The 24,601-nt window shown below is 41.2% G+C and carries 16 protein-coding genes and 1 riboswitch; of the genes, 13 read left to right on the top strand and 3 right to left on the bottom strand.

The window, feature by feature from the left end; all coding sequences use genetic code 11:
- Nucleotides 1–24: 24 nt before the first annotated feature.
- Nucleotides 25–582, top strand: coding sequence for a Uma2 family endonuclease (locus ACESZG_RS00490; RefSeq protein ID WP_118571103.1), 558 nt, complete (start codon nucleotides 25–27; stop codon nucleotides 580–582).
- A gap of 782 nt (nucleotides 583–1,364) precedes the next feature.
- On the opposite strand, the gene ACESZG_RS00485 is transcribed toward ACESZG_RS00490, so the two are convergent.
- On the bottom strand, nucleotides 1,365–2,228 hold the full coding sequence (locus ACESZG_RS00485; protein WP_373217346.1) for an AraC family transcriptional regulator: 864 nt from the start codon (nucleotides 2,226–2,228) through the stop codon (nucleotides 1,365–1,367).
- Nucleotides 2,229–2,428: 200 nt separating this feature from the next.
- Between ACESZG_RS00485 and ACESZG_RS00480 the strand changes: the two genes are divergently transcribed.
- The 5 genes from ACESZG_RS00480 (at nucleotide 2,429) to ACESZG_RS00460 (ending at nucleotide 11,286) form a co-directional block, all read left to right on the top strand.
- Nucleotides 2,429–5,467 (top strand): glycoside hydrolase family 2 TIM barrel-domain containing protein, encoded by a 3,039-nt coding sequence (locus ACESZG_RS00480; RefSeq protein ID WP_373217344.1) that lies wholly within the window; start codon nucleotides 2,429–2,431, stop codon nucleotides 5,465–5,467.
- Between the two features lie 167 nt (nucleotides 5,468–5,634).
- Nucleotides 5,635–7,032 carry an MFS transporter gene (locus tag ACESZG_RS00475; RefSeq protein WP_025577106.1) on the top strand — a complete coding sequence of 466 codons (1,398 nt, stop codon included), beginning with the start codon at nucleotides 5,635–5,637 and terminating at the stop codon, nucleotides 7,030–7,032.
- A gap of 351 nt (nucleotides 7,033–7,383) precedes the next feature.
- Entirely contained in the window at nucleotides 7,384–8,184 is an 801-nt protein-coding gene (locus ACESZG_RS00470; RefSeq protein ID WP_161275918.1) for an AraC family transcriptional regulator, read from the top strand.
- Nucleotides 8,185–8,653: 469 nt separating this feature from the next.
- Nucleotides 8,654–9,502: an ATP-dependent sacrificial sulfur transferase LarE gene (gene larE / locus ACESZG_RS00465; RefSeq protein WP_161275919.1), complete on the top strand. Its 849-nt coding sequence runs from the start codon at nucleotides 8,654–8,656 to the stop codon at nucleotides 9,500–9,502.
- Entirely contained in the window at nucleotides 9,499–11,286 is a 1,788-nt protein-coding gene (locus ACESZG_RS00460; RefSeq protein WP_173702303.1) for an aminopeptidase P family protein, read from the top strand. The genes larE and ACESZG_RS00460 overlap by 4 nt, the downstream gene beginning before the upstream one ends.
- Before the next feature lie 87 nt (nucleotides 11,287–11,373).
- On the opposite strand, the gene ACESZG_RS00455 is transcribed toward ACESZG_RS00460, so the two are convergent.
- Together ACESZG_RS00455 and ACESZG_RS00450 are read right to left on the bottom strand one after the other, a co-directional pair.
- Nucleotides 11,374–13,140 carry an ABC transporter ATP-binding protein gene (locus ACESZG_RS00455; RefSeq protein WP_118340071.1) on the bottom strand — a complete coding sequence of 589 codons (1,767 nt, stop codon included), beginning with the start codon at nucleotides 13,138–13,140 and terminating at the stop codon, nucleotides 11,374–11,376.
- The gene (locus ACESZG_RS00450; protein ID WP_118340068.1) at nucleotides 13,137–14,951 is read right to left on the bottom strand and encodes an ABC transporter ATP-binding protein; all 1,815 of its coding nucleotides are present in this window, start codon (nucleotides 14,949–14,951) and stop codon (nucleotides 13,137–13,139) included. Before ACESZG_RS00450 ends, ACESZG_RS00455 begins: the two co-directional genes overlap by 4 nt.
- 244 nt (nucleotides 14,952–15,195) lie before the next feature.
- On the opposite strand from ACESZG_RS00450, the gene ACESZG_RS00445 reads away from it, so the two are divergent.
- The 7 genes from ACESZG_RS00445 (at nucleotide 15,196) to ACESZG_RS00415 (ending at nucleotide 24,575) form a co-directional block, all read left to right on the top strand.
- Nucleotides 15,196–16,467 carry a 2-hydroxyacyl-CoA dehydratase subunit D gene (locus tag ACESZG_RS00445; protein ID WP_368208678.1) on the top strand — a complete coding sequence of 424 codons (1,272 nt, stop codon included), beginning with the start codon at nucleotides 15,196–15,198 and terminating at the stop codon, nucleotides 16,465–16,467.
- A complete protein-coding gene (locus tag ACESZG_RS00440; protein WP_055152891.1) occupies nucleotides 16,460–18,139 on the top strand; it encodes an acyl-CoA dehydratase activase in 1,680 nt (559 codons plus the stop codon). The genes ACESZG_RS00445 and ACESZG_RS00440 overlap by 8 nt, the downstream gene beginning before the upstream one ends.
- 235 nt (nucleotides 18,140–18,374) lie before the next feature.
- A riboswitch (glycine riboswitch) is annotated at nucleotides 18,375–18,506 on the top strand.
- 136 nt (nucleotides 18,507–18,642) lie between these two features.
- Entirely contained in the window at nucleotides 18,643–20,058 is a 1,416-nt protein-coding gene (locus ACESZG_RS00435; RefSeq protein ID WP_008703562.1) for a sodium:alanine symporter family protein, read from the top strand.
- A gap of 319 nt (nucleotides 20,059–20,377) precedes the next feature.
- Nucleotides 20,378–21,289: a 1-phosphofructokinase gene (gene pfkB, locus ACESZG_RS00430; RefSeq protein WP_055060007.1), complete on the top strand. Its 912-nt coding sequence runs from the start codon at nucleotides 20,378–20,380 to the stop codon at nucleotides 21,287–21,289.
- Between the two features lie 17 nt (nucleotides 21,290–21,306).
- Nucleotides 21,307–23,220 (top strand): fructose-specific PTS transporter subunit EIIC, encoded by a 1,914-nt coding sequence (locus ACESZG_RS00425; RefSeq protein WP_008703560.1) that lies wholly within the window; start codon nucleotides 21,307–21,309, stop codon nucleotides 23,218–23,220.
- A 59-nt stretch (nucleotides 23,221–23,279) separates the two neighbouring features.
- Nucleotides 23,280–23,537 (top strand): HPr family phosphocarrier protein, encoded by a 258-nt coding sequence (locus tag ACESZG_RS00420; RefSeq protein WP_020993975.1) that lies wholly within the window; start codon nucleotides 23,280–23,282, stop codon nucleotides 23,535–23,537.
- A 294-nt stretch (nucleotides 23,538–23,831) separates the two neighbouring features.
- Nucleotides 23,832–24,575 carry a DeoR/GlpR family DNA-binding transcription regulator gene (locus tag ACESZG_RS00415; RefSeq protein ID WP_008703558.1) on the top strand — a complete coding sequence of 248 codons (744 nt, stop codon included), beginning with the start codon at nucleotides 23,832–23,834 and terminating at the stop codon, nucleotides 24,573–24,575.
- Nucleotides 24,576–24,601 lie beyond the last annotated feature (26 nt).

Raw genomic sequence — 24,601 nt, 5'->3', positions numbered from 1 at the left:
TGGAATTGTAGGAGGTGAGTGAATATGCCATTACTTGAAGAGGAATATAGAAAAGAAGAGAAGATCAATGGTGTGATTTATGATATGTCACCGTCACCAAATTATCAGCATGGGATTGTAGATGGTAATATTTATTCCATTATAAAAAGTGGATTAAAAGGAACATTGTGCTTGGCTTTCATGGAGAATCTGGATTATAAATATCATGCACAGGAGAATAATGATTATGTGATACCAGATGTGATGATTATATGTGACCGTAAGCACTTGAAAGGTGGTTCCTATACTGGTACACCCAGATTTATTGTGGAAACTCTTAGTCCTGCGACTGCATTGAGAGATAAGACTGTCAAAAAGGATCTTTACCAGAATGCAGGAGTTGAGGAATACTGGATCATTTCACCAAGAGAGCGGGCTGTAGAAATCTACTATCTGGAAAATGGTAAATATGATTTGAAATACAGTTACATTCTTCAGGATGATTCAGAAGAAGAACATTATAATGCAGATACAGTGGTGACATTGAAAGACTTTCCGAAAATCTCCATGACATTAGCGGAGATGTTTGAGAACGTAGAATGATCACAATTTAATATGAGCAGTATGAAAGCCCTCGGGAGTTAATCCAAACGAAAAGGAAAATAGTTCTTTTGATAATTAAGTGTTATAAAGATAATATTTTAATTGGGATAAAATTAGATAAAGATGGGGACTATTTATATGTTGCAACCATGCATGAAGTACAAGAATCAAAAATAGTAAGACGTTTGCATAGTGGAAGGATTAAGGAAGTTATTACTGAGTGTGAAAGTTACTGTTCACACACCACTGTCCCGCGAGGTGTTTTGGCATGAATATGCCAAAATCCCGAGACATACAAGCCAAAATTCCATTGCCGCAGGCAATCTGGAATGAATTTTGGCTACGTTACTGTGAACGGAGTGAACAGTAACGTGTGAAAAAAACAGCACTGAAAACAGAAAAAATAATCCTGACAAAGAAGAAATTAAATAGTATTTCTTTTTATAGAAAGTGAATATGATAATAACGAGCATAATTATTTTTGAGGTCAGAAAAGGTTCCTGACGCACTCTGAAAAGAGTACCTGAGATGATGGATACACCGCCCATCCAAAAATAATTATGCTTTTATTAAGGATGTAAGAGACTATCGTAATAGGTAGTCTCTTTTCTTATGCAATTTTTTAAAATAACATCATAATATAATAATACAGAAGGAGGTTTTACATGTCAGATTTTAAAATAAAAGTGACGGCAGATCTTGATACGTCACAAGTAGAAGCGAAACTAATGGCTTTGCAAAATAGAAAAATAACGATACAAGCCAATGCGATATTGTGGATTTTAGAACTTGTTTCTTATCTTTCGGTACTCTCTTGGGGAATATCCTTTCAGCTTGTGGAAAAGCCGGCTGAAATAAAGCTGATTATCATACCCGACGATTTTAGAAATTTCATTGATGGAATAGGTTGTTGTTTCAAGTAACATCTGGGCATTGTTAATTCGGATTCCCACAATAAACTGCATTGGTGTAGAACCTGTGTATTTTTTGAAGTTTCGGATAAACCAGCTGACACTCATTCCACGTGAGGCAGCATAATCATCTATGCTAATATTCTGGTTATAATTTTCACTGAAAAAGGTAACTGCGTTATCCATCTCGTGATCCAGGTATTCATTTTTCGAGATATGTTCCCTGGTCAGTTCCCGATGAAAGATGATAAGAAGATGACGGAGCAGAAGGACAAGCATTTCCTCATAATTATCTTGGCAACGCTGAAGCTCGATGATAATACGCTTGAAAATCTGTTCGTATTCCATAGAGGTTCCGACCTGAAATACACGCTCTTTATCCGGGAATCCATATTGCCGTAGGATATTTTTTACATTGTTGCCTGTAAAATGAATCCAGTATACTTCTGTCTTATCTTTTCCATAATATTCATATTTCTGAAGTTCCTTCGGTCTGTACAGTACAATATTACCGGCGGGGACAATCGTTTCGTTATCCACATTGTCAAAATGAAAATGCCCACAACCAGCAGTGATATAGATAATCTGATAATCCAGGCGTCCCCTTGGACGGTAGGTTGGTAACTTTGGATGGCCGGAAAGGCGGTAAGTACCGCAACTTCCTACAACCAGTGGGCGACTTTTGTCTTTGAAATCCATATGGGAGTGGTTTAAATAACCGGTATTCATATACATATGGTAGCACCTCTTTTCCTTTTTTATTATTGTATCATTTAGTGCATATTTTGTCTAATCCAATTCATAGACATGTTTTGTAGATTAGGATAAGATATATATAGCAAAACAGAGAAGCGTAAACATAAAAGTAAAAGACAAGGTTTGCTGTGGAAAAACAAAGTGTAAAAAAATGTATATGTATTAAAGGAGAGTTATTTATGATTGTACCACGTTATTATGAGGATTTAAGCGTACTGCATGAAAATACAATGCCAGCCAGAGCTTATTTTATTCCGGCATCCAAAAGAATGGATAACCTGGTGAAGCACAGGGAAGAGTCAGACCGAATGCAGTTATTGAACGGAACTTGGAAGTTCCAGTATTTTAACAGTATCTATGATGTTCAGGAACCCTTCTTTGAGAAAGATTATGATACAGAAAATTTTGATGAGATTCAGGTTCCGAGTGTATGGCAGATGGCAGGATATGACACACATCAGTATACAAACATCAGGTATCCGTTCCCATTTGATCCACCGTATGTACCACAGGATATTCCATGTGGAACATATGCACATACCTTTGTTTATCACAAAGATGAAAATGCACCAAAAGCTTTCTTGAATTTTGAAGGAGTAGACAGTTGCTTTTATGTATGGATCAATGGCTCTTATGTAGGGTATAGCCAGGTTTCTCATATGACCAGTGAGTTTGATATCACCGACCTCCTTCGGGACGGAGAGAACAGCATAGCGGTTCTGGTCATGAAGTGGTGTGATGGTTCCTATTTGGAAGATCAGGACAAATTCCGTATGAGTGGTATTTTCCGGGATGTGTACATTTTGAAACGCCCAAAACAGGCAATCAGTGATTATCATATTAAAACAAGAATTGAGGATATGCTTGCGAAAGTAGAAATTGAAATGAAATTCTACTCTCCGTTAAATGTAAAAATTTCGATTGAAGATAGAAACGGAGCAGTTGTAGCACTAGGAAGTATTGCTGAAGAAGGAACAGCTGTATTAGAAATTGCAAGTCCGGAACTTTGGAATACAGAAAATCCATATCTATATAAACTGATTCTTGAAACAGAGAATGAAGTAATTGTAGATCACATTGCATTAAGAAAGATAGAGATTAAAGACCAGGTCATTTACCTAAATGGACAGAAGATTAAATTCCGTGGTGTCAATCGACATGATTCCGATCCGGTTACTGGATTTACAATCAGTCTGGAACAGCTCACAACCGATCTTACGTTAATGAAGCAGCATAATTTTAATGCGATCCGTTCCAGCCACTATCCGAACGCACCATTTTTCTATGAAATGTGTGACAAGTATGGATTCATGGTAATAGATGAAGCAGATATTGAAGCTCATGGTCCATGTATGATCTACAGAAAAGAAGACACTGATTACAATCGGTTCAAACGATGGAATGAGATGATTGCAGATGATCCGGTATGGGAAGAGGCAATCGTTGATCGCGTAAAACTCATGGTGGAACGTGACAAAAACCGTTTCTGTATTGTTATGTGGTCAATGGGAAATGAGAGTGCTTATGGCTGCAACTTTGAAAAAGCACTGGAATGGACAAAGAATTTTGATCCAGACCGTATCACACAATATGAGAGTGCAAGATACCGTAATTATGATGAAACATATGATTACAGCAATCTGGATGTGTACAGCCGGATGTACCCAGCGCTTTCCGAAATTCAGGAATATCTGGATAAAGATGGAAGCAAACCCTTCCTTTTGGTAGAGTACTGTCACAGTATGGGAAACGGACCTGGAGATTTTGAAGATTACTTCCAGATGATTCAGGATAATGATAAAATGTGCGGCGGCTTTGTCTGGGAATGGTGTGACCATGCAATTGCTCATGGAACTGCTGAGAATGGAAAGACTATATATGCTTATGGGGGCGACCATGGCGAAGAAATTCATGATGGCAACTTCTGTATGGATGGATTAGTATATCCGGACAGAACGGTACATACAGGACTTTTGGAATACAAGAATGTTTATCGCCCGGCAAGGGTTATTTCCTATGACAAAGAAAGCGGAGAACTGGTGCTTCATAACTACATGGATTTTGATGACTTGAAAGATTATGTGAAGATCAGTTATGAACTGACGCAGGACGGGCTTGTAATCAGCAAAGGTAAACTCCCAGAAGTTTCAGCAGCACCACACAGTGAAGGAAAAATAAACCTTAAAATCAATGTGCCAGAGAGTGGAAAATGTTATTTAAAATTTATTTATCATCTGAAAAAGGAATTGCCACTGTTGGATGAAGACCATATCCTTGGATTTGATGAGATCGAAGTAAGCCAGAAGGATGCCAAATGCCAGTTAGCAGAAAAATGGGTTGAAAAAACAGTGACGGATTCTGAATTACAGGTGAGTGAAGATGATACACAGATTCATATCAAAGGTCGTGAATTCGCATATACAATCGACCGACGGACTGCACTTTTTACAGAGATGAAATTTGCAGGTCGGGAATATCTGAACCACCCGATGGAATTAAATATCTGGAGGGCACCAACAGATAATGATATGTACATCAAGTCTGAATGGAAGAAAGCCCATTATGATAAAGCTTATACAAGAGTTTACACGACAGAGGTCGTGCAGGGAAAGCATGGTGTGAAAATTACAAGCCATGCATCCGTTGTGGCAGAGACAGTACAGAAGATTCTTGATGTGACGATCACATGGAAAATAGAAGCTGCTGGAAAGATTGATGCAGATATTGCAGTAACAAAAGATGATGAATTTCCGGACCTGCCAAGATTTGGTGTGAGGATGTTCCTGGATAAAAAACTTTCAGCTGCACGATACTTTGGAATGGGACCACAGGAAAGCTATTGTGACAAACATCAGGCTGCGAGCCACGGTTTGTATCAGGCAAATGTAGATGATTTGCATGAGGATTATATTCGCCCACAGGAAAATGGAAGCCATTATGATTGTGAATATGTAGAGCTTAACAACAGCCGATATGGAATTGTGGTATCTGCGGAAAATGCCTTCTCATTCAATGCTTCTTATTATACGCAGGAAGAACTTGAGAAGAAAACGCATAATTATGAACTGACAGAATCAGATAGTGTAGTATTTTGCGTTGACTACGCATTAAATGGCATTGGTTCTAATAGTTGTGGTCCAGTTGTATTGGAGCAGTACCGATTTGATGATGTATTATTCCGGTTCCAGTTTACGCTGATACCGTATGTAAAGGGATAATAAAGTTTCATGTAACTCGTAAACAAAGAAGGATAGTCTGATTGCAATGTAAAGTCCGGATATACAGAGCAATCAGACAAAAACAGAGAAAAAAATATAATTAGACATCATACGGTTAGAAATATTGAGATTCTAAGTGCGATGAAGATGAGGAGCAAAGAAATTCGATGGAAGAAAAAAAGTATTTGAAATGGTATAACAAAATTGGATATGGATCAGGTGATATTGCAGGTAATGTAGTCTATGCCTTCCTGACATCTTTCATGATGGTCTATCTGACGGACTCAGTAGGACTTGCTGCAGGTGTCGTAGGTACCCTGATTGCCGTATCAAAACTATTTGATGGTTTTACGGATATATTTTTTGGATCAATGATTGACAAAACACACAGTAAAATGGGAAAAGCGAAGCCATGGATGCTATACGGATACATTGGTTGTGCCATTACGCTGGTCTGCTGCTTTGCAATACCAGTCAGCTTTGGAACAACGGCTAAATACGCATGGTTCTTTATCTCTTATACACTGTTAAATGGTGTGTTTTATACAGCAAACAATATTGCTTACTCAGCACTTACGTCACTGATTACAAAGAACAGCAAAGAGCGTGTGCAGATGGGATCTTACCGTTTTATTTTTGCATTTTCAACAAGTCTTCTGATTCAGGCGATTACGGTTGGATTTGTAGATAAATGTGGTGGAGATGCTGCGGCATGGAGAACGGTTGCTATTATCTATGCAATCATTGGTCTTGTCATAAATACGATTTCAGCACTTTCTGTTAAGGAACTTCCTGAGGAAGAACTTAACGAAGGAGAAGTAAAGGATGATAATGAAAAGTACGGAATGGTACAGGCCTTCAAGCTTCTTGTTAAAAACAAATATTACATGATGATTTGTGGAACATATATTTTACAGCAGTTATATGGTGCCATGATTGGAGCTGGCATTTATTACATGACATGGGTACTGAAAAATAAGAATTTGTTTGGACAATTTGCATGGGCAGTTAATATTCCACTGATCATTGCCTTAATTTTTACACCAACCTTAGTTGGTAAGTGGAAAGGTATGTACAAACTGAACTTAAGAGGTTATGTTTTAGCAGTCATTGGTAGAGCACTTGTTGTTATTGCCGGATATATGGGCAGTGTTCCGCTGATGATGGCGTTTACAGCTCTTGCAGCCTTAGGTCAGGGACCATGGCAGGGAGATATGAATGCAGTTATCGCATCCTGCTCTGAATACACTTATCTTACACAGGGAAAGAGAATTGACGGAACGATGTACTCTTGTACTTCTCTTGGCGTAAAAATCGGTGGAGGTATTGGAACCGCTGTTGTTGGATGGATGCTTGAGTTCAGTGGATATGTCGGAACAAATGTAACTCAGCCGCAGTCTGCACTTGATATGATGCAGTTTATGTATCTTTGGCTTCCGTTAATCTTTGATGTATTGATTATGTTTGTACTTTCAAGAATGAATGTAGAAGATGCAAATAAAAAACTGAAAGCAGAAAAAGAAATTGCTGCAGATGAAGTAACAGATGCATCGGACATAAATTAGAATTGACAGGAGAAAGCGTTGTCTGGTCATTGCTCGATGAGACAGTGCTTTTTTCTATATATAAAGTGATTGAACTGTATTTTGAAAATAAAAAAGGACCACTTCATTTTTGTGAAATGGCCTTAAGAAAATATTCAGTTTTCACAAAATAGTCCTTTTAGTATTTATACATGGTAAGGATGCTCAAAATATTCAGTGTAGAATACTAAAAGGTCATTCAGATATTTTTTTAGGTTGCTCATTTGCAATTCCTCCTTTCCTTATTTACAAGTTGATTATAAGATAGGTGTAAAAGGATTGCTTGCCAAATCGAAAGAAGATATAGACAAATGTTGCAAAGGGGAGTATTTCATGCAGTTAAAATATGTTGACACAAAAGAGGAGATCATAGCAATAAATAGGAAGTCAAAACATATTGAACCACATCTTCATAATGCACTGGAGATCGTTTGTGTAACAAGTGGAGCATTAGAATTTGGTGTCGGACAGGAACTATACCATATGGAAAAAGGAGATATAGGCTTTGTATTTCCAGATGTTATTCATCACTATCAGGTACTGACACCCGGTGTAAATAAAGCGACTTATCTGATTGCATCGCCATTTACGATAGCCAAATTTTCAGATATCATGCAATCCATGGCTCCTGAATACCCAATCATCAAAGTGGAAAAGGTTGAACCGGAGGTATATAGAGTTATAAATGCAATTTTAGAGACAGAACAGTCGGATATTACTGTTGCACAGGCATATCTTCAAATTGTGTTGGCACGCTGCATAGGAAAATTAAATTTGGTAGAAAAGAGTAATGTGGGGAGCAACGATCTTATTTACCAGACAGTTTCCTATATATCAGCAAATTTTAAGAAGAAGTTTTCTCTGGAAGAGATGGCAAAAGATCTGGGGGTGAGCAAATATGTTTTATCCAGACTCTTTTCCAAAACATTCCATAGAAACTTTAATCAATATCTTAACGATGCAAGGCTGAACTATGCATGCCATCGTTTGGAAAATACGAGTGATTCTATTACAAACATTTGTCTGGATAGTGGATTTGAAAGTCAGAGAACATTTAACCGAGTATTTAAAGAAAGATATAAAATATCACCGAGTGACTACCGGAGTACATGTCTGAAAGATATGTTGTCATAACATATAGATTAATAAATTCAATAAAAATCTGATTATCAGTCTGAAATAAGTATCTCTGGGTGTTATTTATAATATGGGGTAGTGGTTAATTATTATGTCATGTATGAATGGGGAAGAAACAAACGGAGAACTGCTTCAGAAAAAGAAGTAGACAAACTGTAAATAAAGAAGTTAAGAGAGGCTGTTACTTTAGAAACTATTTAAAGAAGTAACAGAAGTCGGGGAAGCGTTAGAAAAGATACAAGAAACATAAATCAATATTGTTCGTTCTATTTTCAGTAACACATTTCGCAATGCGAAAAATAGGTTGCTGAACAGTCATTGCCTATATTATAATGAAGCTATAGCACCCTGTTAAATAATACATTTGAGAAAGTTCAACTTTCACGCTCTGTTGAGCCAGATCAATATACATTATTTACGAGGAGTGCTACAGGTACAATAAAAAACGGACAAGAGGCAGACTGATATGGAAAATAAACTGGAATATTTAAAAGAATATCTGAAGGGACTTGGCAGTGTAGCAGTTGCTTTCTCAAGTGGAGTGGATTCTACATTCTTATTAAAAGTAGCTCATGATGTGCTGGGTGATAAGGCGATTGCGATTACGGCTCAATCCTGTTCTTTCCCGAAAAGAGAGCTGAATGAAGCGAAGGCATTCTGCGAGAAAGAGGGGATTCAGCATGTGATCTGCCAGTCTGAGGAATTGGAGATTGAAGGATTTTCAAAGAATCCTCCGAACAGATGTTATTTATGTAAAAAAGAACTGTTTGAGAAGATTGGCGATATTGCAAAAAAGAATGGGATTGAATATATTGCAGAGGGATCAAATATGGATGATAACGGCGATTACAGACCAGGTCTGATCGCCGTAAAAGAACTTGGAGTTAAGAGCCCGCTACGTGAGGCGAAGCTGACGAAAGCGGAGATCAGAGAATACTCAAAGGAACTGGGGCTTCCGACTTGGGACAAACAGTCATTTGCCTGTCTGTCCTCCAGGTTTGTCTATGGAGAGACCATCAGTGAGGAAAAGCTTGGAATGGTTGAGAAAGCAGAGCAGCTTTTACTTGACTATGGATTCCATCAGGTACGTGTCCGTATTCACGGTTCACTTGCAAGAATTGAGACTATGCCGGAGGAATTTCCGAAACTTCTGGAAAAAAATGTCCGAGAGGATATTGCAAAGAAATTTAAGGAGTATGGATTCACTTATGTGACCATGGATATTCTGGGATATCGTATGGGAAGTATGAACGAAACACTTGGCGAAAATGACAAAACGACTGCAGATAGCAGCCTTAGGGGTAAAAACGAATGACAGTAAAAGAGAGAATAACAGCACTTCGTGCACGCATGAAAGAGACAGGAATTGATGCATATCTGATCCCTACAGATGATTTCCATGGTTCGGAATATGTAGGTGAATATTTCAAATGCAGAAAATATATCACAGGATTTACCGGTTCTGCAGGCACTGCGGTGATCATGCAGGATATGGCAGGATTGTGGACGGATGGACGTTATTTTATCCAGGCTGCAGATCAGCTGGAGGGAACAGGAATTACTTTATTTAAAATGGGTGAACCGGAAGTTCCCACAGTTCATGAATTTCTGAAAAAAAATCTGACACAGGGAAGGTGTCTGGGATTTGACGGACGTACTGTCAGTGCAAAAGAGGCAGCAGAATTGGAGAAAATGCTGGATGAAAACGGTGTGTCTCTCAGTGTTGATCACGATCTGGCAGGCGATATATGGGAAAACCGTCCGGTACTTTCCTGTGAACCGGTTACAGAGCTGGATATAAAATGGGCAGGAGAATCCAGAGCTGATAAATGCGCAAGAATCCGCAAAGCAATGGAGAAGAAGGGTGCAGATTTATTTGTACTGACTTCTCTGGATGATATTGCCTGGCTGTTAAATATACGTGGGGGAGATATCCACTGTTGTCCGGTGGTTCTTTCTTATCTTGTAATGACAAAAACAGAGATCAGACTTTTTGCAAATGAGAAAGCCTTTCAGACAGATGTACTGGAAGCGCTGGAAAAAGATGGTGTGACCCTTTTTCCCTATGACAGTATCTATGAGTATGTGAAAACATTTAAAAAGGACAAAAAAGTTCTTCTCTGCAAAAAGAAAGTCAACAGTCGTCTGGTTAGCAATATTCCGGCAGACACTCGGATTTTGGATGAAGAAAATCTTACACTTCTTCCCAAGGCAACGAAGAATCCTGTTGAGGTGGAAAATGAACGCATTGCGCATATCAGAGACGGAGTTGCAGTTACAAAGTTCATATACTGGTTAAAGAAGAATGTTGGAAGGAGTCCGATCACAGAATTAAGTGCAGCAGAAAAGCTATATGAATTCCGTTCGGAACAGGAGGATTTCATAGATAACAGTTTTGATCCGATTATTGCCTATGGAAAGCATGCTGCTATTGTACATTATTTTGCAACACCCGAAACGGATATTCCTCTGGAACCATCCGGCTTTCTTCTGGCAGATACAGGAGGACATTATAAAGAGGGAACTACTGATATTACCCGTACTGTTGTCATGGGATCGACTACTGAGGAAGAGAAAAAGTACTTCACAGCAGTTTTGCGGGGAACTCTGAATCTGGGAGCTGCCAGATTTCTTCATGGCTGTACCGGTGTAAATCTGGATATTCTGGCGAGACAGCCGTTGTGGGAAATGGGAGAGGATTTTAAACATGGAACCGGTCATGGAGTAGGATATCTTCTGAATGTCCATGAAGGACCCAATAGCTTCCGATGGAAAATTGTTCCGGGTGGAAATGCAGTGCTGGAGGAGGGAATGATTACCTCTGATGAGCCGGGATATTACAGAGAGGATGGATTTGGAATCCGTCATGAAAATCTGATGGTCTGTAAAAAAGCTGAAAAAACAGAGTATGGTCAGTTTATGTGCTTTGAATTTCTGACTATGGTACCTTTTGATCTGGATGGAGTGGTGCCGGAACTGATGAGTGTCCGGGAACGTAACCTTCTCAATGATTACCATGCGCAGGTATATGAGAAGATTTCTCCGTATTTGAACGAAGAAGAAAAAGAATGGCTGAAAGATGCTACCCGGGCAATCTGATAAAAATAAAAAAACATTTTACAAAATCAAAAAGAGGAACAGCCGTGATGGACAGCTGTTCCTTTTTGATTTATTATCTGGCTTGTTTTATTCAGAAACTTTTGCAAACTGGCTGTTATATAAAGTATGGTAAAATCCACCTTTTGCAATCAGCTCATCATGAGTACCCTGCTCAATGATACTTCCGTCTTTCATAACAAGAATCAGATCTGCATTTCGGATGGTTGAAAGCCTGTGAGCTACGATAAAGCTTGTTCTTCCCTCCATCATTCGTTCAAACGCTTCCTGAATTTGTAATTCTGTTCGTGTATCAATACTGGAAGTGGCTTCATCCAGGATCAGCATCGGAGGCAGACAGAGCATAACTCGTGTGATACACAGCAGCTGTTTCTGTCCCTGGCTTAAGCTGTCTTCGTTGAGCATGGTGTCCAGTCCTTTAGGAAGCCTCCGGATAAATTCCCAGCTGTGGGTAAGCTTGGCTGCTTCGATGATTTCAGTATCTGTAGCTTCCGGTTTTCCAATCGAGATATTGTCGCGGACAGTTCCGTTTTTGATCCATGTTTCCTGAAGCACCATACCATAGCTGCTTCTGAGAGAATGGCGGGTAATGTCTCTGATTGGTTTGCCGTCAACGGAAATAGATCCGGAATTTACATCATAGAATCTCATCAGAAGGTTGATAAAGGTTGACTTACCGCATCCGGTAGGTCCTACAATGGCAACGCGCATACCTGGTTTTACATGGAGATTAAAGTCCTCAATCAGTTTCTTTGATTCATCATAATGGAAGCACACATTCTTAATATCTACTTCACCCTTTACATCTTTCAGTGTCTCAGAAGCCTCTGCAACTTCCGGTTCCTCCTCCAGCAGATCGAAGATTCTGCCTGCACAGGCAAGAGCATTCTGAAGTTCTGTAACAACGGAACTGATATCATTGAATGGTTTCATATACTGGTTGGCATAGGAGAGAAGTACGGAAAGTCCTCCGACTGTCAGTCTGCCTCCAGGGATAATGAATGCACCCACCAGTGCAACACAGGCATAAATAATATTATTGACAAAACGGGTGGAAGGGTTTGTCAGGCTGCTGTAAAAAACAGCCTTCAGACTGCATTCCTGTAATTCTTCGTTAACCTTTGCAAAGCGTTCAGAAGATTTTTCCTCATATCCAAAAGCCTGAACAACCTTCTGGTTTCCAATCATCTCTTCAATGAGAGCAGTCTGACGTCCTCTGGCATCGCTTTGCTTCCGGAACATCTGGAAGGTATGGGAAGAAATAAATTTGGCCACCAAAAAGCTTACGGGGGTCAGGACAATGACCATCAATGTAATCCAGAAGTTTTTGGAGAACATGAAGATCAGTGTTCCGATGATCGTTACGATTCCGGAAAAAAGCTGGGTAAATCCAAGCAACATACCATCGGATAGAATATCTGTATCTGCGATAATACGGCTGATGATATCTCCGGTACTGTGTCCGTCAAGGTAAGAGAGGGGAAGTACCTGAATGTGTCGGATGGCTTTGGCACGGATATCCTTTACTGTCTGGTAGGTCATGCGATTATTTATCACATTCATAAGCCACGTGGCAGCAGAAGAGAGGATGACCATTACAAGGATACGTGACAGGTAATACCACATCATTTCGAAGTTTACCTGATGTTGGGCAATGACCTGATCAATGGCATTTCCGAATAGGATTGGGACATACAGCTGAAGGATAACGGAAACTGCTGCCAGTATGATACTGAAGATCAGCAGAAAACGGTATCTTCCGATGAAACGCAGTACTTTAAAAAAAGTTTCGCTGCTTTTGCTTTTAGCAGGATCTTTTATTGTTGATCTGCTCATACAGTCACCTCCTTCATTATATTACCTGCAGATACAGAGGAGTATCTGGCTCTTTCTTCCGGAAACTGAGAGAAGTAGATTTCCCGGTAAGTATCACAGGTACGCAGCAGTTCAGCATGAGTACCCTTACCTGCCAGAGTACCGTTATCAAGGACAAGGATCAAGTCTGCCTGCTGAATGCTGGAGGAACGCTGGGATACCAGAAATGTAGTTACTTTCCAGTCAAGTCTGTTGAGAGACTTACGCAGTGCTGCATCAGTGGCAAAGTCCAGGGCACTGGCACTGTCATCCAGAATCAGGATTTCAGGTTTTTTTACCAGGGCACGGGCAATGGTAAGTCTTTGTTTCTGGCCGCCGGAAAGGTTTTTACCGTTCTGTTCCAGCATAAAATCAAGCTGTCCCGGTTTACCCTCTACTACCTCTTTTCCCTGTGCTGTGGTAAGTGCCTGCCATAGATCCTCGTCAGAGGCATCTTCCCGGCCCCATTTCAGATTGTCTCGGATAGAGCCTTTGAAAAGAGCTGCCTTCTGTGGAACAACGCCGATTCTGGAGCGGAGATCACTTCTGGTGTAATTTTCAATATTCTGACCATCCAGCAGAACAGTTCCTTTGCTGGCATCATAGAATCTGGAGATCAGATTTACCAGAGTGGTTTTTCCGCTTCCTGTACCACCGATAATACCTACGGTCTGTCCCTTTTTTACAGAAAAACTGATATGGGAAAGACTGGGGGCACCGGCTTTGCTGTACTCAAAGGTTACGTCATTGAATACGATGGCATTTTCAGAAAGTGATGCATCAGCAGTTGCTGTTGCAAGGTCCTTCGATATCTGAGCAGAATATGTGGAGGAAGAGGGGTAATCCATAGTAGATTTCACTTTCAGGATATCTGCCACACGTCCTGCGCAGGCTGCAGATTTGTTCAGGGTGATGATCAGGGAGGCAAGCTTGATCAGTTCCACGATCATCTGAGCCATATAGTTATAAAGGGCAACAACCTGTCCCTGCTGCATACCGCCAAGATTTACTTCTACTCCTGCTTTCTGGATCAGAATAACAGTAGCAATATTGATCAGTACATAAGTGACCGGATTTAACAAAGCGGAAAGCTTTCCTACAAAGAGATTTAACTTTGTCAGCTCCTGATTGCGGGTATCAAATTCTGCAACTGCCTCTTTTTCGCGGCAGAATGCACGGATAACGCGGACGCCTGTAAGGTTTTCTCTGGTCAGTCCGGTTACTGTGTCCAGTTTTCCCTGTACCTTTTTAAACAGAGGAATACTGAAAAACATAATGACAAAGACAACCAGAAACAGAAACGGGATCGCAACAGCAAAAACCAGAGCACATTTAAAATCAATGGTAAATGCCATGACCATGGATCCAAGTACGATAAACGGACTTCGAAGAAGAAGACGAAGCCCCATGTTCAGTCCGTTCTGGACCTGATTGATATCGTCGGTAAGTCTTGTGATCAGGGTGTCTGTTCCCAGGGTATCCAGCTCTGTAAAAGACAGATGCTGTACATGGTCATAAACTGCCTGTCTTAATTTAGTGGCAAAGCCCACGCTGGCTTTGGCTGCAAAGAACTGAGCTGTAATGCTGCTGGCAAGACCAAGAGCTGCCATTAAAATAAGAATAAAAAATCTCTGGACAATGTATTTGTTGTCATGGTTTGCAATACCTACATCAATGATCTGTGCAATGACGATAGGCACGATCAGGTCAAATACAACCTCCAGAAATTTAAAAAATGGCGCCAGGATGCTTTCTTTTTTGTAGTTTTTTAAATAAACTGCCAATGAACGCATTTTAAAAATTCCTTCCTTTCGTAAAAAATCTTTCCTATATTATTTCTTCCTTTTTTTGAAAAATAATACATTCAAAAGTGTATCATTTGAGACTTTTTTGTCAAGAAGAATGTGCAAAAACAGCTGAACTTTGGAGAAAATTCAGCTTGACTTCAAAAAAAGATATTATTAAAATATTCCGTGGCACTATTTGTGCACTGACAATTGATAAATTATTATTACCATAATGAGGAAGAGACAGACTATGGAGATTATTGAGACATTTGGTCATTATGTGGAAAATCTGACGGATAAAAAGCCTCAGTCAGCCCGCCGGCTGTTAAAAACCGGTTGGGAGGTGCAGAATCTGAAGTTCCGTTACATGCAGGACAAGAGACTGATGCCTGCAGACAGGCACCTTGCAAATCTGATGATGGATACCATGCTGCGTCCACTTCAGAAACCGGAAGATTCTGTTATTGTAAGTATTTTTACTCCCTGTGAAATGATGCAGGAGGTGGGATTACATCCCTATAATGTAGAAGGATTTTCCTGCTATCTTTCTGCAAGCAAAGCAGAGAGGGCATTTTTGCAGCAGGCAGAGAATCAGGGAATTGCAGAGACACTGTGCAGTTATCACAAGACATTTCTTGGTGCAGCGCAGAAAGGACTTCTGCCAAAGCCTAAATGTATTGTTTATACCAACCTGACCTGCGATGCTAACCTGCTCACCTTCCGTACCCTGGCAGATTTTTACCAGGTACCTGTATTTGCCATTGATGTACCATGGAATCAGACCACAGAGAATGTACAGTATGTGGCAGATCAGTTAAAGGATTTAAAAATATTTCTGGAAAAAAATACAGGAAAAACAATCTCTGAGGACAGATTAAAGGAACGTCTTGCCTGCAGTAAGCGGACTCTGGAGAATTACAAAAAATATCAGCAGATGCGTGCAGACAGATATGTGCCCTCTGATCTGGTCACACCCTTGTATGCAGGAATGACAAACAATATCCTTCTGGGAACAGCAGAAGAAGAGAAGTATACACAGATGCTTCTTGAAGATATTAAGAAAGCACCGGCAGCGAAAGGGAAGCACATTTACTGGATGCATACCATTCCATTCTGGTCGGATGCAGTGCGCCAGGAGCTTTGCTTCAGTGAGAAAGCCCAGATCGTAGGATGTGAACTTGCAGAAACCTGTGAGCCGGATTTTGATCCTGAGAACCCCTTTGAAGCAATGGCAGAAAGAATGGTATATCATTCACTGAACGGAAGTGCCCTTAGAAGGATTGAAGCCGGTATCCGCCATGCGAAACAGGCAGGAGCAGACGGTGCTGTGTGGTTTGGACATTGGGGATGTAAACATACGCTTGGTGCGGCACAGCTTGCAAAGAAGAAGTTCGAGGAAGCCGGTCTGCCCCTTTTGATCCTGGACGGTGACGGGTGTGATCGAAGCCATGGAGGAGAAGGACAGACTTCCACCAGGCTGGGAGCTTTTCTGGAAATGCTGGGAGGTGCTGAGAATGAATAAAACTTACTATGTCTGTAAATATACCCCAATTGAACTTCTGGAATCTCTTGGCGGGGAATGTGAGAACTTTAATCATATGCCGGAGGGATTTGACCTGGCCGATCAGGTTTCACATCCCAATATCTGCGGTTTTGGAAAAACACTTCTGGAAGGAGTCATGGAGGGGAAAATCAAGGAACTTGTCCTGGTGAGCTGCTGTGATACTATCCGGAGTGTCTATGACATTCTGCTTGAAAGCGGCAAGCTGGATTTTCTCTATATTTTGGATGTGCTTCACTGTGACAGTGCCTGTAGCAGAGAGCGTATGGCTGTACAGTTAAAAGGGTTGGCGAAGGCTTATGCACAGTACAAAGGCACAGAGTTTGATGCCGGAAAATTCCGGGCTGCTTTCCATGCACAGGAGAAAATCACAAAGTCCCATATTGCAGTGCTTGGCGCCAGAATGGGGCAGGAATTATTTGAAATGACCAGCAAAGCTATGCCTCTTCCTGTAGAGAATGATACCTGCGTGCATAACCGTTCTGTGGGAAATATACTTCCACCGGAGGGTGCTTCTTTTGATGAGCTGATGGACTGGTATGCAGGTGAGATTCTGGGGCAGATTCCATGTATGCGTATGATGGACCCGACAGGTCGTAAGAAGCTTTATAATGATCCGTCTGTTGCGGGGATTATTTATCATACAGTGAAGTTTTGCGATTTTTACAGCTTCGAATATGCTGAGATCAAGAATCATACAGATGTACCTCTTTTAAAAATCGAATCAGATTATACTATTCAGAGCAGCGGTCAGCTTCTTACCAGACTGGAAGCTTTTGCAGAGAGCATTCAGCCTGAAACACTGGAGCAGACCATAGATGGAGACACAAAAGGAGAGAGAAAAATGGGAAAAGGTTATTTCGCAGGGATTGACAGTGGTTCCACCAGTACAGATGTGGTGATTTTAAATAAAGATCATGAGATTGTGACCAGCATTATCCTGCCTACAGGAGCAGGAGCTGCTATCGGAGCAGACCGTGCCCTTGCAGAGGCATTGAAGGAGGCCGGATTGCAGAGAGAAGATATTGATGCGCTGGTTACTACCGGATACGGACGTACAGCTATTAAAAATGGTGATAAGAGTATCACAGAGATCACCTGTCATGCAAGAGGTGCGCATTTCCTGAATCCGGAAGTCCGTACTGTTATTGATATTGGCGGACAGGACAGCAAGGTGATCCGACTGGATGAGAAAGGTGCAGTTGCAAACTTTGTTATGAATGACAAATGTGCGGCAGGAACCGGACGATTTCTGGAAATGATGGCACGTACCATGGAAATGAATCTGGATCAGATGAGCGAATGTGGGCTGGAATTCAAAGAAGATATTACAATTTCCAGTATGTGTACAGTATTTGCAGAATCAGAAGTTGTATCCCTGATCGCCCAGAATAAGGCAACAGATGATATTGTTCATGGTCTGAATAAGGCGGTTGCCGTAAAAACCGCAGCTCTTACCAGACGTGTGGGCGGTGAGGAGAAATATATGATGACCGGTGGTGTTTCTAAGAATAAGGGCCTGGTAAAGACACTGGAAGAGAAGCTTGGAACAAAGCTGGTAATCAGTGACAAGGCTCAGCTTTGCGGTGCACTTGGCGCGGCGCTGTTTGCAGCTGATATGGCTGATGTATAAAAATTATTTAAATATCCAGGGATTTTACAAGGTGGAAATCTCTGGAATTTTTATACTTTTTTTATAAAAGTTTAATTTTCTATTGACGAGTTCAAATTTAAGAGCTATAGTATACCACAGTAACAGCAAATTAACGAGGTGAAGTTTGCAGGAAAGAGGAAGCCACACAAAAGGCTATACCCGCCGAAGGAGTAAAACTCTCAGGTTCCCTGGATGCAGGGAAGAACTGCAAATGGATCGTTTCTCTGGAGACACCCGTTAGATCGGGGGCCGAAGGTGCAAATAACACGAATTATCAATAGCTACCCACAAATGGTTATCTGATTCGTGTCTTGAATCTCTCAGGCAAAAGGACAGAGGATGCTTTATCATCCCCGCTGATTCATATGAACTATATGAACAGTATTTTCTGAACTTCTGATTTTTGAAACGGTCTGTTATTACTTTGTTTCCCAGCTGTACAATATATTACACTTTTTAAAAGAAAAAGGAGATTTATTATTATGTGGGAAGCGATCAATTCTTTTTTGACAACAGTAGACAATCTGGTCTGGGGCGTGCCCCTTATGGTCCTGATCATGGCAGGTGGTATCCTGTTAACTGCCAGACTTGGACTTCTTCAGATGCGAAGACTCCCTCTTGCATTGAAATGGATGTTTAAGAACGAAGAAGAAGGCGATGGTGAGATTTCCAGTTTTGCAGCTTTATGTACAGCACTGAGCGCCACAATCGGAACCGGTAATATCGTCGGTGTTGCAACTGCTGTCTGTGCCGGAGGTCCCGGAGCTTTATTCTGGATGATTCTTGCAGCATTCTTCGGAATGGCAACAAAATTTTCCGAAGGTCTTCTTGCAGTGAAATACCGTGTGGTAGCAGAAGACGGTCACAGCCTTGGCGGTCCTTTCTATTATATTGAGAAAGGTATGGGAACAAAATGGAAATGGCTTGCAAAGATCTTTGCATTCTTTGGTGTATGTGTAGGTCTTTTCGGAATCGGTACATTCAGCCAGGTAAATGGTATTTCCAGTGCAGTTCAGAACTTCTTTGATCCGAACAAATCAAACTGTGTAAATATTCCGTTCCTTGGAGAGTATTCCTGGGCAGTTGTAATTTCTTCCCTGATTCTTGCAGCCTGTGTTGCAGCAATCCTCATCGGTGGTCTGAAACGAATTGCAACAGTCAGCCAGATTATTGTACCGTTTATGGCGGTGATCTATCTGATCTTCAGTGTAGCGCTGATTCTTTTAAACATTACAGAGATCCCGGCAGCTATCGTAACAGTTGTGAAGGGAGCCTTTAATCCGTCAGCAGTGACAGGCGGTGTGGTAGGAACAATGATCGTATCCATGCAGAAAGGTGTGGCTCGTGGTATTTTTTCAAATGAAGCAGGTCTTGGTAGCGCACCTATCGCAGCGGCAGCAGCTCAGACAAAAGAGCCTGTACGTCAGGGTCTTGTAAGCATGACTGGTACATTTATTGATACAATCGTGATTTGTACAATGACAGGCCTTTCCATCGTGCTGACAGGTGCATGGCAGGTAGAAGGTCTGGAAGGTGTTCAGGTAACAACCTATGCATTCCAGCATGGACTTCCGATCCCTGGACAGATTTCTGCATTTGTATTAATGATCTGTCTGGTATTCTTTGCATTTACTACAATTCTTGGATGGGATTATTACAGTGAAAGATGTCTGGAATATCTGACAAACGGACATAAGAAAACAATCCTTACATACCGCTGGCTTTACATTCTGGCAGTATTTATCGGACCGTACATGACAGTAAGTGCTGTATGGACGATCGCAGATATTTTCAACGGACTGATGGCGATTCCGAATATGATCGCATTGTTCGCATTAAGTGGAGTGATCGTAAAAGAAACAAAAGCATTCTTTGCAGCAGAAAAGCATAAAATGTAAGGAATCAAAAGTAATAAAATAACAGAAAACAGTAAATCCTCTGATTATGGAATTTATAGCAATCCTGATCAGAGGATTTTTTTGCTTACATTTGACTGACTATGACTTTTTTGTGCAAAGTGAACCAAAATCAGTCATTATTTTTATGGATTAGTTTGATTGACTTTGAACGAATATGACAGTATACTAAGAACGTAAACAAAAAACAGTCACGAACATGCAGAAAAGACATGACAATATGTACTTTTGGAATCTTTTGGTGCAAGTGAAATAAAGACTCCGAAAGGATACCAATATAAAACAGGAGGGAAAAGAAGAGATGATTTACACAGTGACTTTTAATCCATCTCTGGACTACATCGTTTCGGTAGATGATTTTAAACTGGGGCTGACAAACAGAACAAGTTCAGAGCTGATGCTTCCGGGGGGAAAGGGAATTAATGTTTCCACAGTCCTTATGAATCTTGGGATTGAGAACACTGCACTTGGATTTACCGCAGGGTTTGTAGGGAAAGAAATTATCCGTAGATTACATGAGATGGGAGTAAAATCTGAGTTCATTCAAATTAGTGAAGGGGTTTCAAGGATCAATCTGAAACTGAAATCTATTGACGGAACCGAGATCAATGGTGCAGGACCGGTGATCAGCAAGGATAAAGTAGAGGAATTGATGAAGAAACTGGAACAGCTTGGAGAAGGCGATGTACTTTTCCTGGCAGGCAGCATTCCATCTTCTATGCCGGATGACATGTATGAACAGATCATGGCAAGGCTGGATGGAAAAGGTGTGATGATCGTAGTTGATGCCACAAAGGATCTTCTGGTCAATGTTCTGAAATATCATCCGTTCCTTGTAAAACCAAATAATCATGAACTGGGCGAGATCTTCGGTGTAGAATTAAAAACAAGAAAAGATGTAATTCCTTATGGAAAGAAACTTCAGGAAAAAGGTGCAAGAAATGTGCTGATCTCCATGGCCGGCGAAGGTGCAGTTCTGGTAGCAGAGGATGGACAGGTATTTGAAGAACCTGCACCAAAAGGCAGGCTGGTAAATGGTGTGGGTGCAGGAGATTCCATGGTAGCAGGATTCGTTGCAGGCTGGATGGAGAAGAAGGATTACGAACATGCATTCCACATGGGAATTGCAGCAGGAAGTGCAAGTGCATTTTCTGAAAATCTTGCAAGAAAGGAAGAAATAGAAGCGGTTTATCGTCAGATAACCGAAAAATAATAAAGGGGGAAGAAAAGATGAGAATAACAGACCTGCTTGACAGACGAAGCGTATCGTTAACAGCTGCTCCGAAAACAAAGTCAGAAACTCTGGATATGGCAGTTGATCTGATGGTAAAGAGTGAGAAGATCAGCAATCGTGAGGCTTATCGTAAACAGGTATATTTAAGAGAAGAAGAGAGCACAACAGGTATTGGCGAGGGAATTGCTATTCCTCATGGTAAATGTGATGCAGTTAAGAAGCCGGGACTTGCGGCAATGGTCATCAAAAATGGTGTAGAGTTTGAGGCACTGGATGATGAACCTGTAACCTTATTATTCCTGATCGCAGCGCCGAATACAGAGGATAACATTCACCTGGATGTACTCAGCAAGCTCTCTGTGATGCTGATGGATGAGGAGTTTACAGAATCTCTTCGCAATGCATCGTCTGTAGATGAGTTTATGGATATTATTGACAGGGCAGACAGTGAAAAGAAAGATATTGATGAGAGACTGGCAGATACCGGATCAACAGAAGGAACACAGGCTAAGATCCTTGCTGTTACTTCTTGTCCTACCGGTATCGCACATACGTACATGGCAGCAGAAGGAATTGAAAAAGCTGCAAAAGCAAAGAACTGTTTTATAAAGATCGAAACCCGCGGATCCGGCGGTGCAAAGAATGTGCTGACAGATCAGGAGATTGCTGATGCAGACTGTATTATTGTCGCAGCAGATGCCAAAGTTCCCATGGAACGTTTCGATGGTAAAAAAGTGATCGAATGTCAGGTATCCGACGGAATCAGTAAAGCAGATCAGCTCATTGACAGAGCAATCAATGGGGATGCACCGGTCTACCACGCAGCAGCCGGTTCCCAGACATCTTCTGCCGGTAACAAATCCGGCGGCAGTGTAGGACATAAGATCTATATGCAGCTGATGAATGGCGTATCTCATATGCTTCCGTTGGTTGTAGGCGGTGGTATCCTGATCGCCATTGCGTTCCTGATCGATGGATTAAGTGTAGATTTAAGTGCGCTTCCGGCAGATCAGAGAGCAAACTTCGGTACCATTACTCCGGTAGCGGCTCTGTTTAAAGGCATCGGTGGTACAGCATTCGGATTTATGCTTCCGATCCTTGCCGGATTTATTGCAATGGCAATCGGTGACAGACCGGCACTTGCACTTGGTCTGGTAGGCGGTATGATGGCAGCCAACGGTAAATCTGGTTTCCTTGGAGCTTTGCTTGCAGGCTTTGCAGCCGGATATATTATTCTTGGACTTCGTAAATTATGTGATAAACTTCCGGAAGCCCTGGAAAAGATCGCTCCTGTTTTAATCTATCCTGTAGTTGGAATCCTTGTTATGGGACTCCTGATGACATTTATTGTAGAGCCGGTTATGGGCGGTATCAACACAGGTCTGAATAATGCCTTGACAGGAATGGGAAGTTCTAGTAAAGTAATACTTGGCATTGTGCTTGGCGGAATGATGGCTATTGATATGGGTGGTCCGTTCAACAAAGCAGCATATGTATTCGGAACAGCTGCAATTGCAGCAGGTAACTATGATATTATGGCAGCAGTTATGATTGGCGGTATGACACCTCCCTGTGCAATTGCACTGGCAACACTGCTGTTTAAGGATAAGTTCACAAAAGAAGAGAGAGATGCAGGTCCTACCAACTTTATCATGGGTCTTGCATTTATCACAGAAGGTGCGATTCCATTCGCAGCATCTGACCCCCTTCGTGTACTTCCTTCCTGTATCGTAGGATCTGCGGTGGCAGGAGCGATTTCCATGGCATTCGACTGTACACTGATGGCACCACACGGTGGAATTTTCGTATTCCCTGTGGTTGGAAACGCAGTTATGTACCTGGTCGCACTGGTTGCGGGAACAGTAATCTCTGCAGTTCTTCTTGGTCTGTTAAAGAAGAAAGCAGCATAAGCAGCGAAATAAAAAAGCAATAACAAAAAATTAAAATAAAGAACATGGAGGATATCAAAATGAAAGAATTTAAGTATGTAGTTACAGACAACGAAGGAATCCACGCACGTCCTGCAGGAGAACTTGTAAAACTGGTAAAGGGATTTGAGTCAACAATCTCTATTGAAAAAGAAGGTAAAAAAGTAGACTGCAGAAAACTTCTTGCACTGATGGGACTTGGCGTTAAGAAAGGTCATGAAGTAACATTCACAATCGAAGGTGCTGATGAAGAAGCAGCATATGAAGCAGTGAGCAAATTCATGCAGGACAACCTGTAAATTTACGGAATAAAATAAGAAACTGACAGACAGGAGATGATGCATTCATCTCCTGTTTCTGTTATAATGAAATATCAGGGTCAAAAGGCAGAAAGTCGTTCGTGCTTGCACGATAAGACTTTTGAACTTGGGACCCGCCAAACATGAGGAAGTAGCGATTTACGAAGTAAATCTGCGGATTCCGAATGTTTGTAGAATTGCGGGAGCTACGAAGCAGCGGAGCAATTCGTAGATATCGGAGAAAATAATCAGAAGTAAACAATCAAAGCAAATATACAATGGAGGCAGGGGTACATGCTTACAGAACAGAGATTTGATATTATTCTGAAGCTTCTGGAAGAAAAAAAGAGTGTTACAGTAACAGAACTGAGAGAACTTCTGGATGCATCAGAGTCCACAGTGCGCAGAGACATTACTGCATTGGACAAAGCAGGAAAACTTACCAAGGTTTTCGGCGGTGCAGTAGCATTAAATCATAAAGTAACTGCCTATGAACCGACAGTAGCGCAGAAATCAGAATTAAATAAAGAAGAAAAGCAAAAGATCGCAAAATATGCAGCCAGCCTGATCACACCGGATGATTTTGTTTATCTGGACGCAGGAACCACCACTGGCCTGATGCTGGAATATCTGGCAGGTGTAAGAGCTGCCTTTGTCACCAATGCAGTATCCCACGCCCAGACTCTGGCAAAGATGGGAATCCGGGTTTATTTGATCGGAGGAGAACTGAAGAGTTCCACAGAAGCAGTCGTAGGCAGTCAGGCAATGCAGATGATCCAGATGTATCATTTTACAAAGGGATTTTTCGGAACAAATGGAATCACCAGAAGAGAAGGCTTCACCACACCGGATACCAGCGAAGCAATTGTAAAGAGTACTGCAATGAAGCAGTGCAAAGATGTATATATTCTGACAGATAAGTCAAAGTTTGGCGAAGTAAGTTCTGTGACATTCGGCGGGTTTACAGATGCTAAAATTCTTACAGAAGAAATTCCGGAGGAGTATCAGGATAGCAAAAATATTCTGAAAGTGAAATAAATAATTGACAGTATGCCGCCGGCAGA

Origin of the sequence: Blautia sp. Marseille-P2398, from assembly GCF_964240315.1 — a bacterium.
Classification (GTDB): Bacteria; Bacillota; Clostridia; order Lachnospirales; family Lachnospiraceae; genus Blautia_A; species Blautia_A wexlerae.
This window is presented reverse-complemented; position numbering and strand designations above follow the sequence as displayed.

Coding starts and splice junctions, on each gene's coding strand:
- ACESZG_RS00470 (WP_161275918.1), top strand. CDS start 7,384: ATGCAGTTAAAATATGTTGACACAAAAGAGGAGATCATAGCAATAAAT.
- ACESZG_RS00490 (WP_118571103.1), top strand. CDS start 25: ATGCCATTACTTGAAGAGGAATATAGAAAAGAAGAGAAGATCAATGGT.
- ACESZG_RS00460 (WP_173702303.1), top strand. CDS start 9,499: ATGACAGTAAAAGAGAGAATAACAGCACTTCGTGCACGCATGAAAGAG.
- ACESZG_RS00445 (WP_368208678.1), top strand. CDS start 15,196: ATGGAGATTATTGAGACATTTGGTCATTATGTGGAAAATCTGACGGAT.
- ACESZG_RS00480 (WP_373217344.1), top strand. CDS start 2,429: ATGATTGTACCACGTTATTATGAGGATTTAAGCGTACTGCATGAAAAT.
- ACESZG_RS00475 (WP_025577106.1), top strand. CDS start 5,635: ATGGAAGAAAAAAAGTATTTGAAATGGTATAACAAAATTGGATATGGA.
- pfkB (WP_055060007.1), top strand. CDS start 20,378: ATGATTTACACAGTGACTTTTAATCCATCTCTGGACTACATCGTTTCG.
- ACESZG_RS00425 (WP_008703560.1), top strand. CDS start 21,307: ATGAGAATAACAGACCTGCTTGACAGACGAAGCGTATCGTTAACAGCT.
- ACESZG_RS00455 (WP_118340071.1), bottom strand. CDS start 13,140: ATGAGCAGATCAACAATAAAAGATCCTGCTAAAAGCAAAAGCAGCGAA.
- ACESZG_RS00435 (WP_008703562.1), top strand. CDS start 18,643: ATGTGGGAAGCGATCAATTCTTTTTTGACAACAGTAGACAATCTGGTC.
- ACESZG_RS00485 (WP_373217346.1), bottom strand. CDS start 2,228: ATGTATATGAATACCGGTTATTTAAACCACTCCCATATGGATTTCAAA.
- ACESZG_RS00440 (WP_055152891.1), top strand. CDS start 16,460: ATGAATAAAACTTACTATGTCTGTAAATATACCCCAATTGAACTTCTG.
- ACESZG_RS00450 (WP_118340068.1), bottom strand. CDS start 14,951: ATGCGTTCATTGGCAGTTTATTTAAAAAACTACAAAAAAGAAAGCATC.
- larE (WP_161275919.1), top strand. CDS start 8,654: ATGGAAAATAAACTGGAATATTTAAAAGAATATCTGAAGGGACTTGGC.
- ACESZG_RS00420 (WP_020993975.1), top strand. CDS start 23,280: ATGAAAGAATTTAAGTATGTAGTTACAGACAACGAAGGAATCCACGCA.
- ACESZG_RS00415 (WP_008703558.1), top strand. CDS start 23,832: ATGCTTACAGAACAGAGATTTGATATTATTCTGAAGCTTCTGGAAGAA.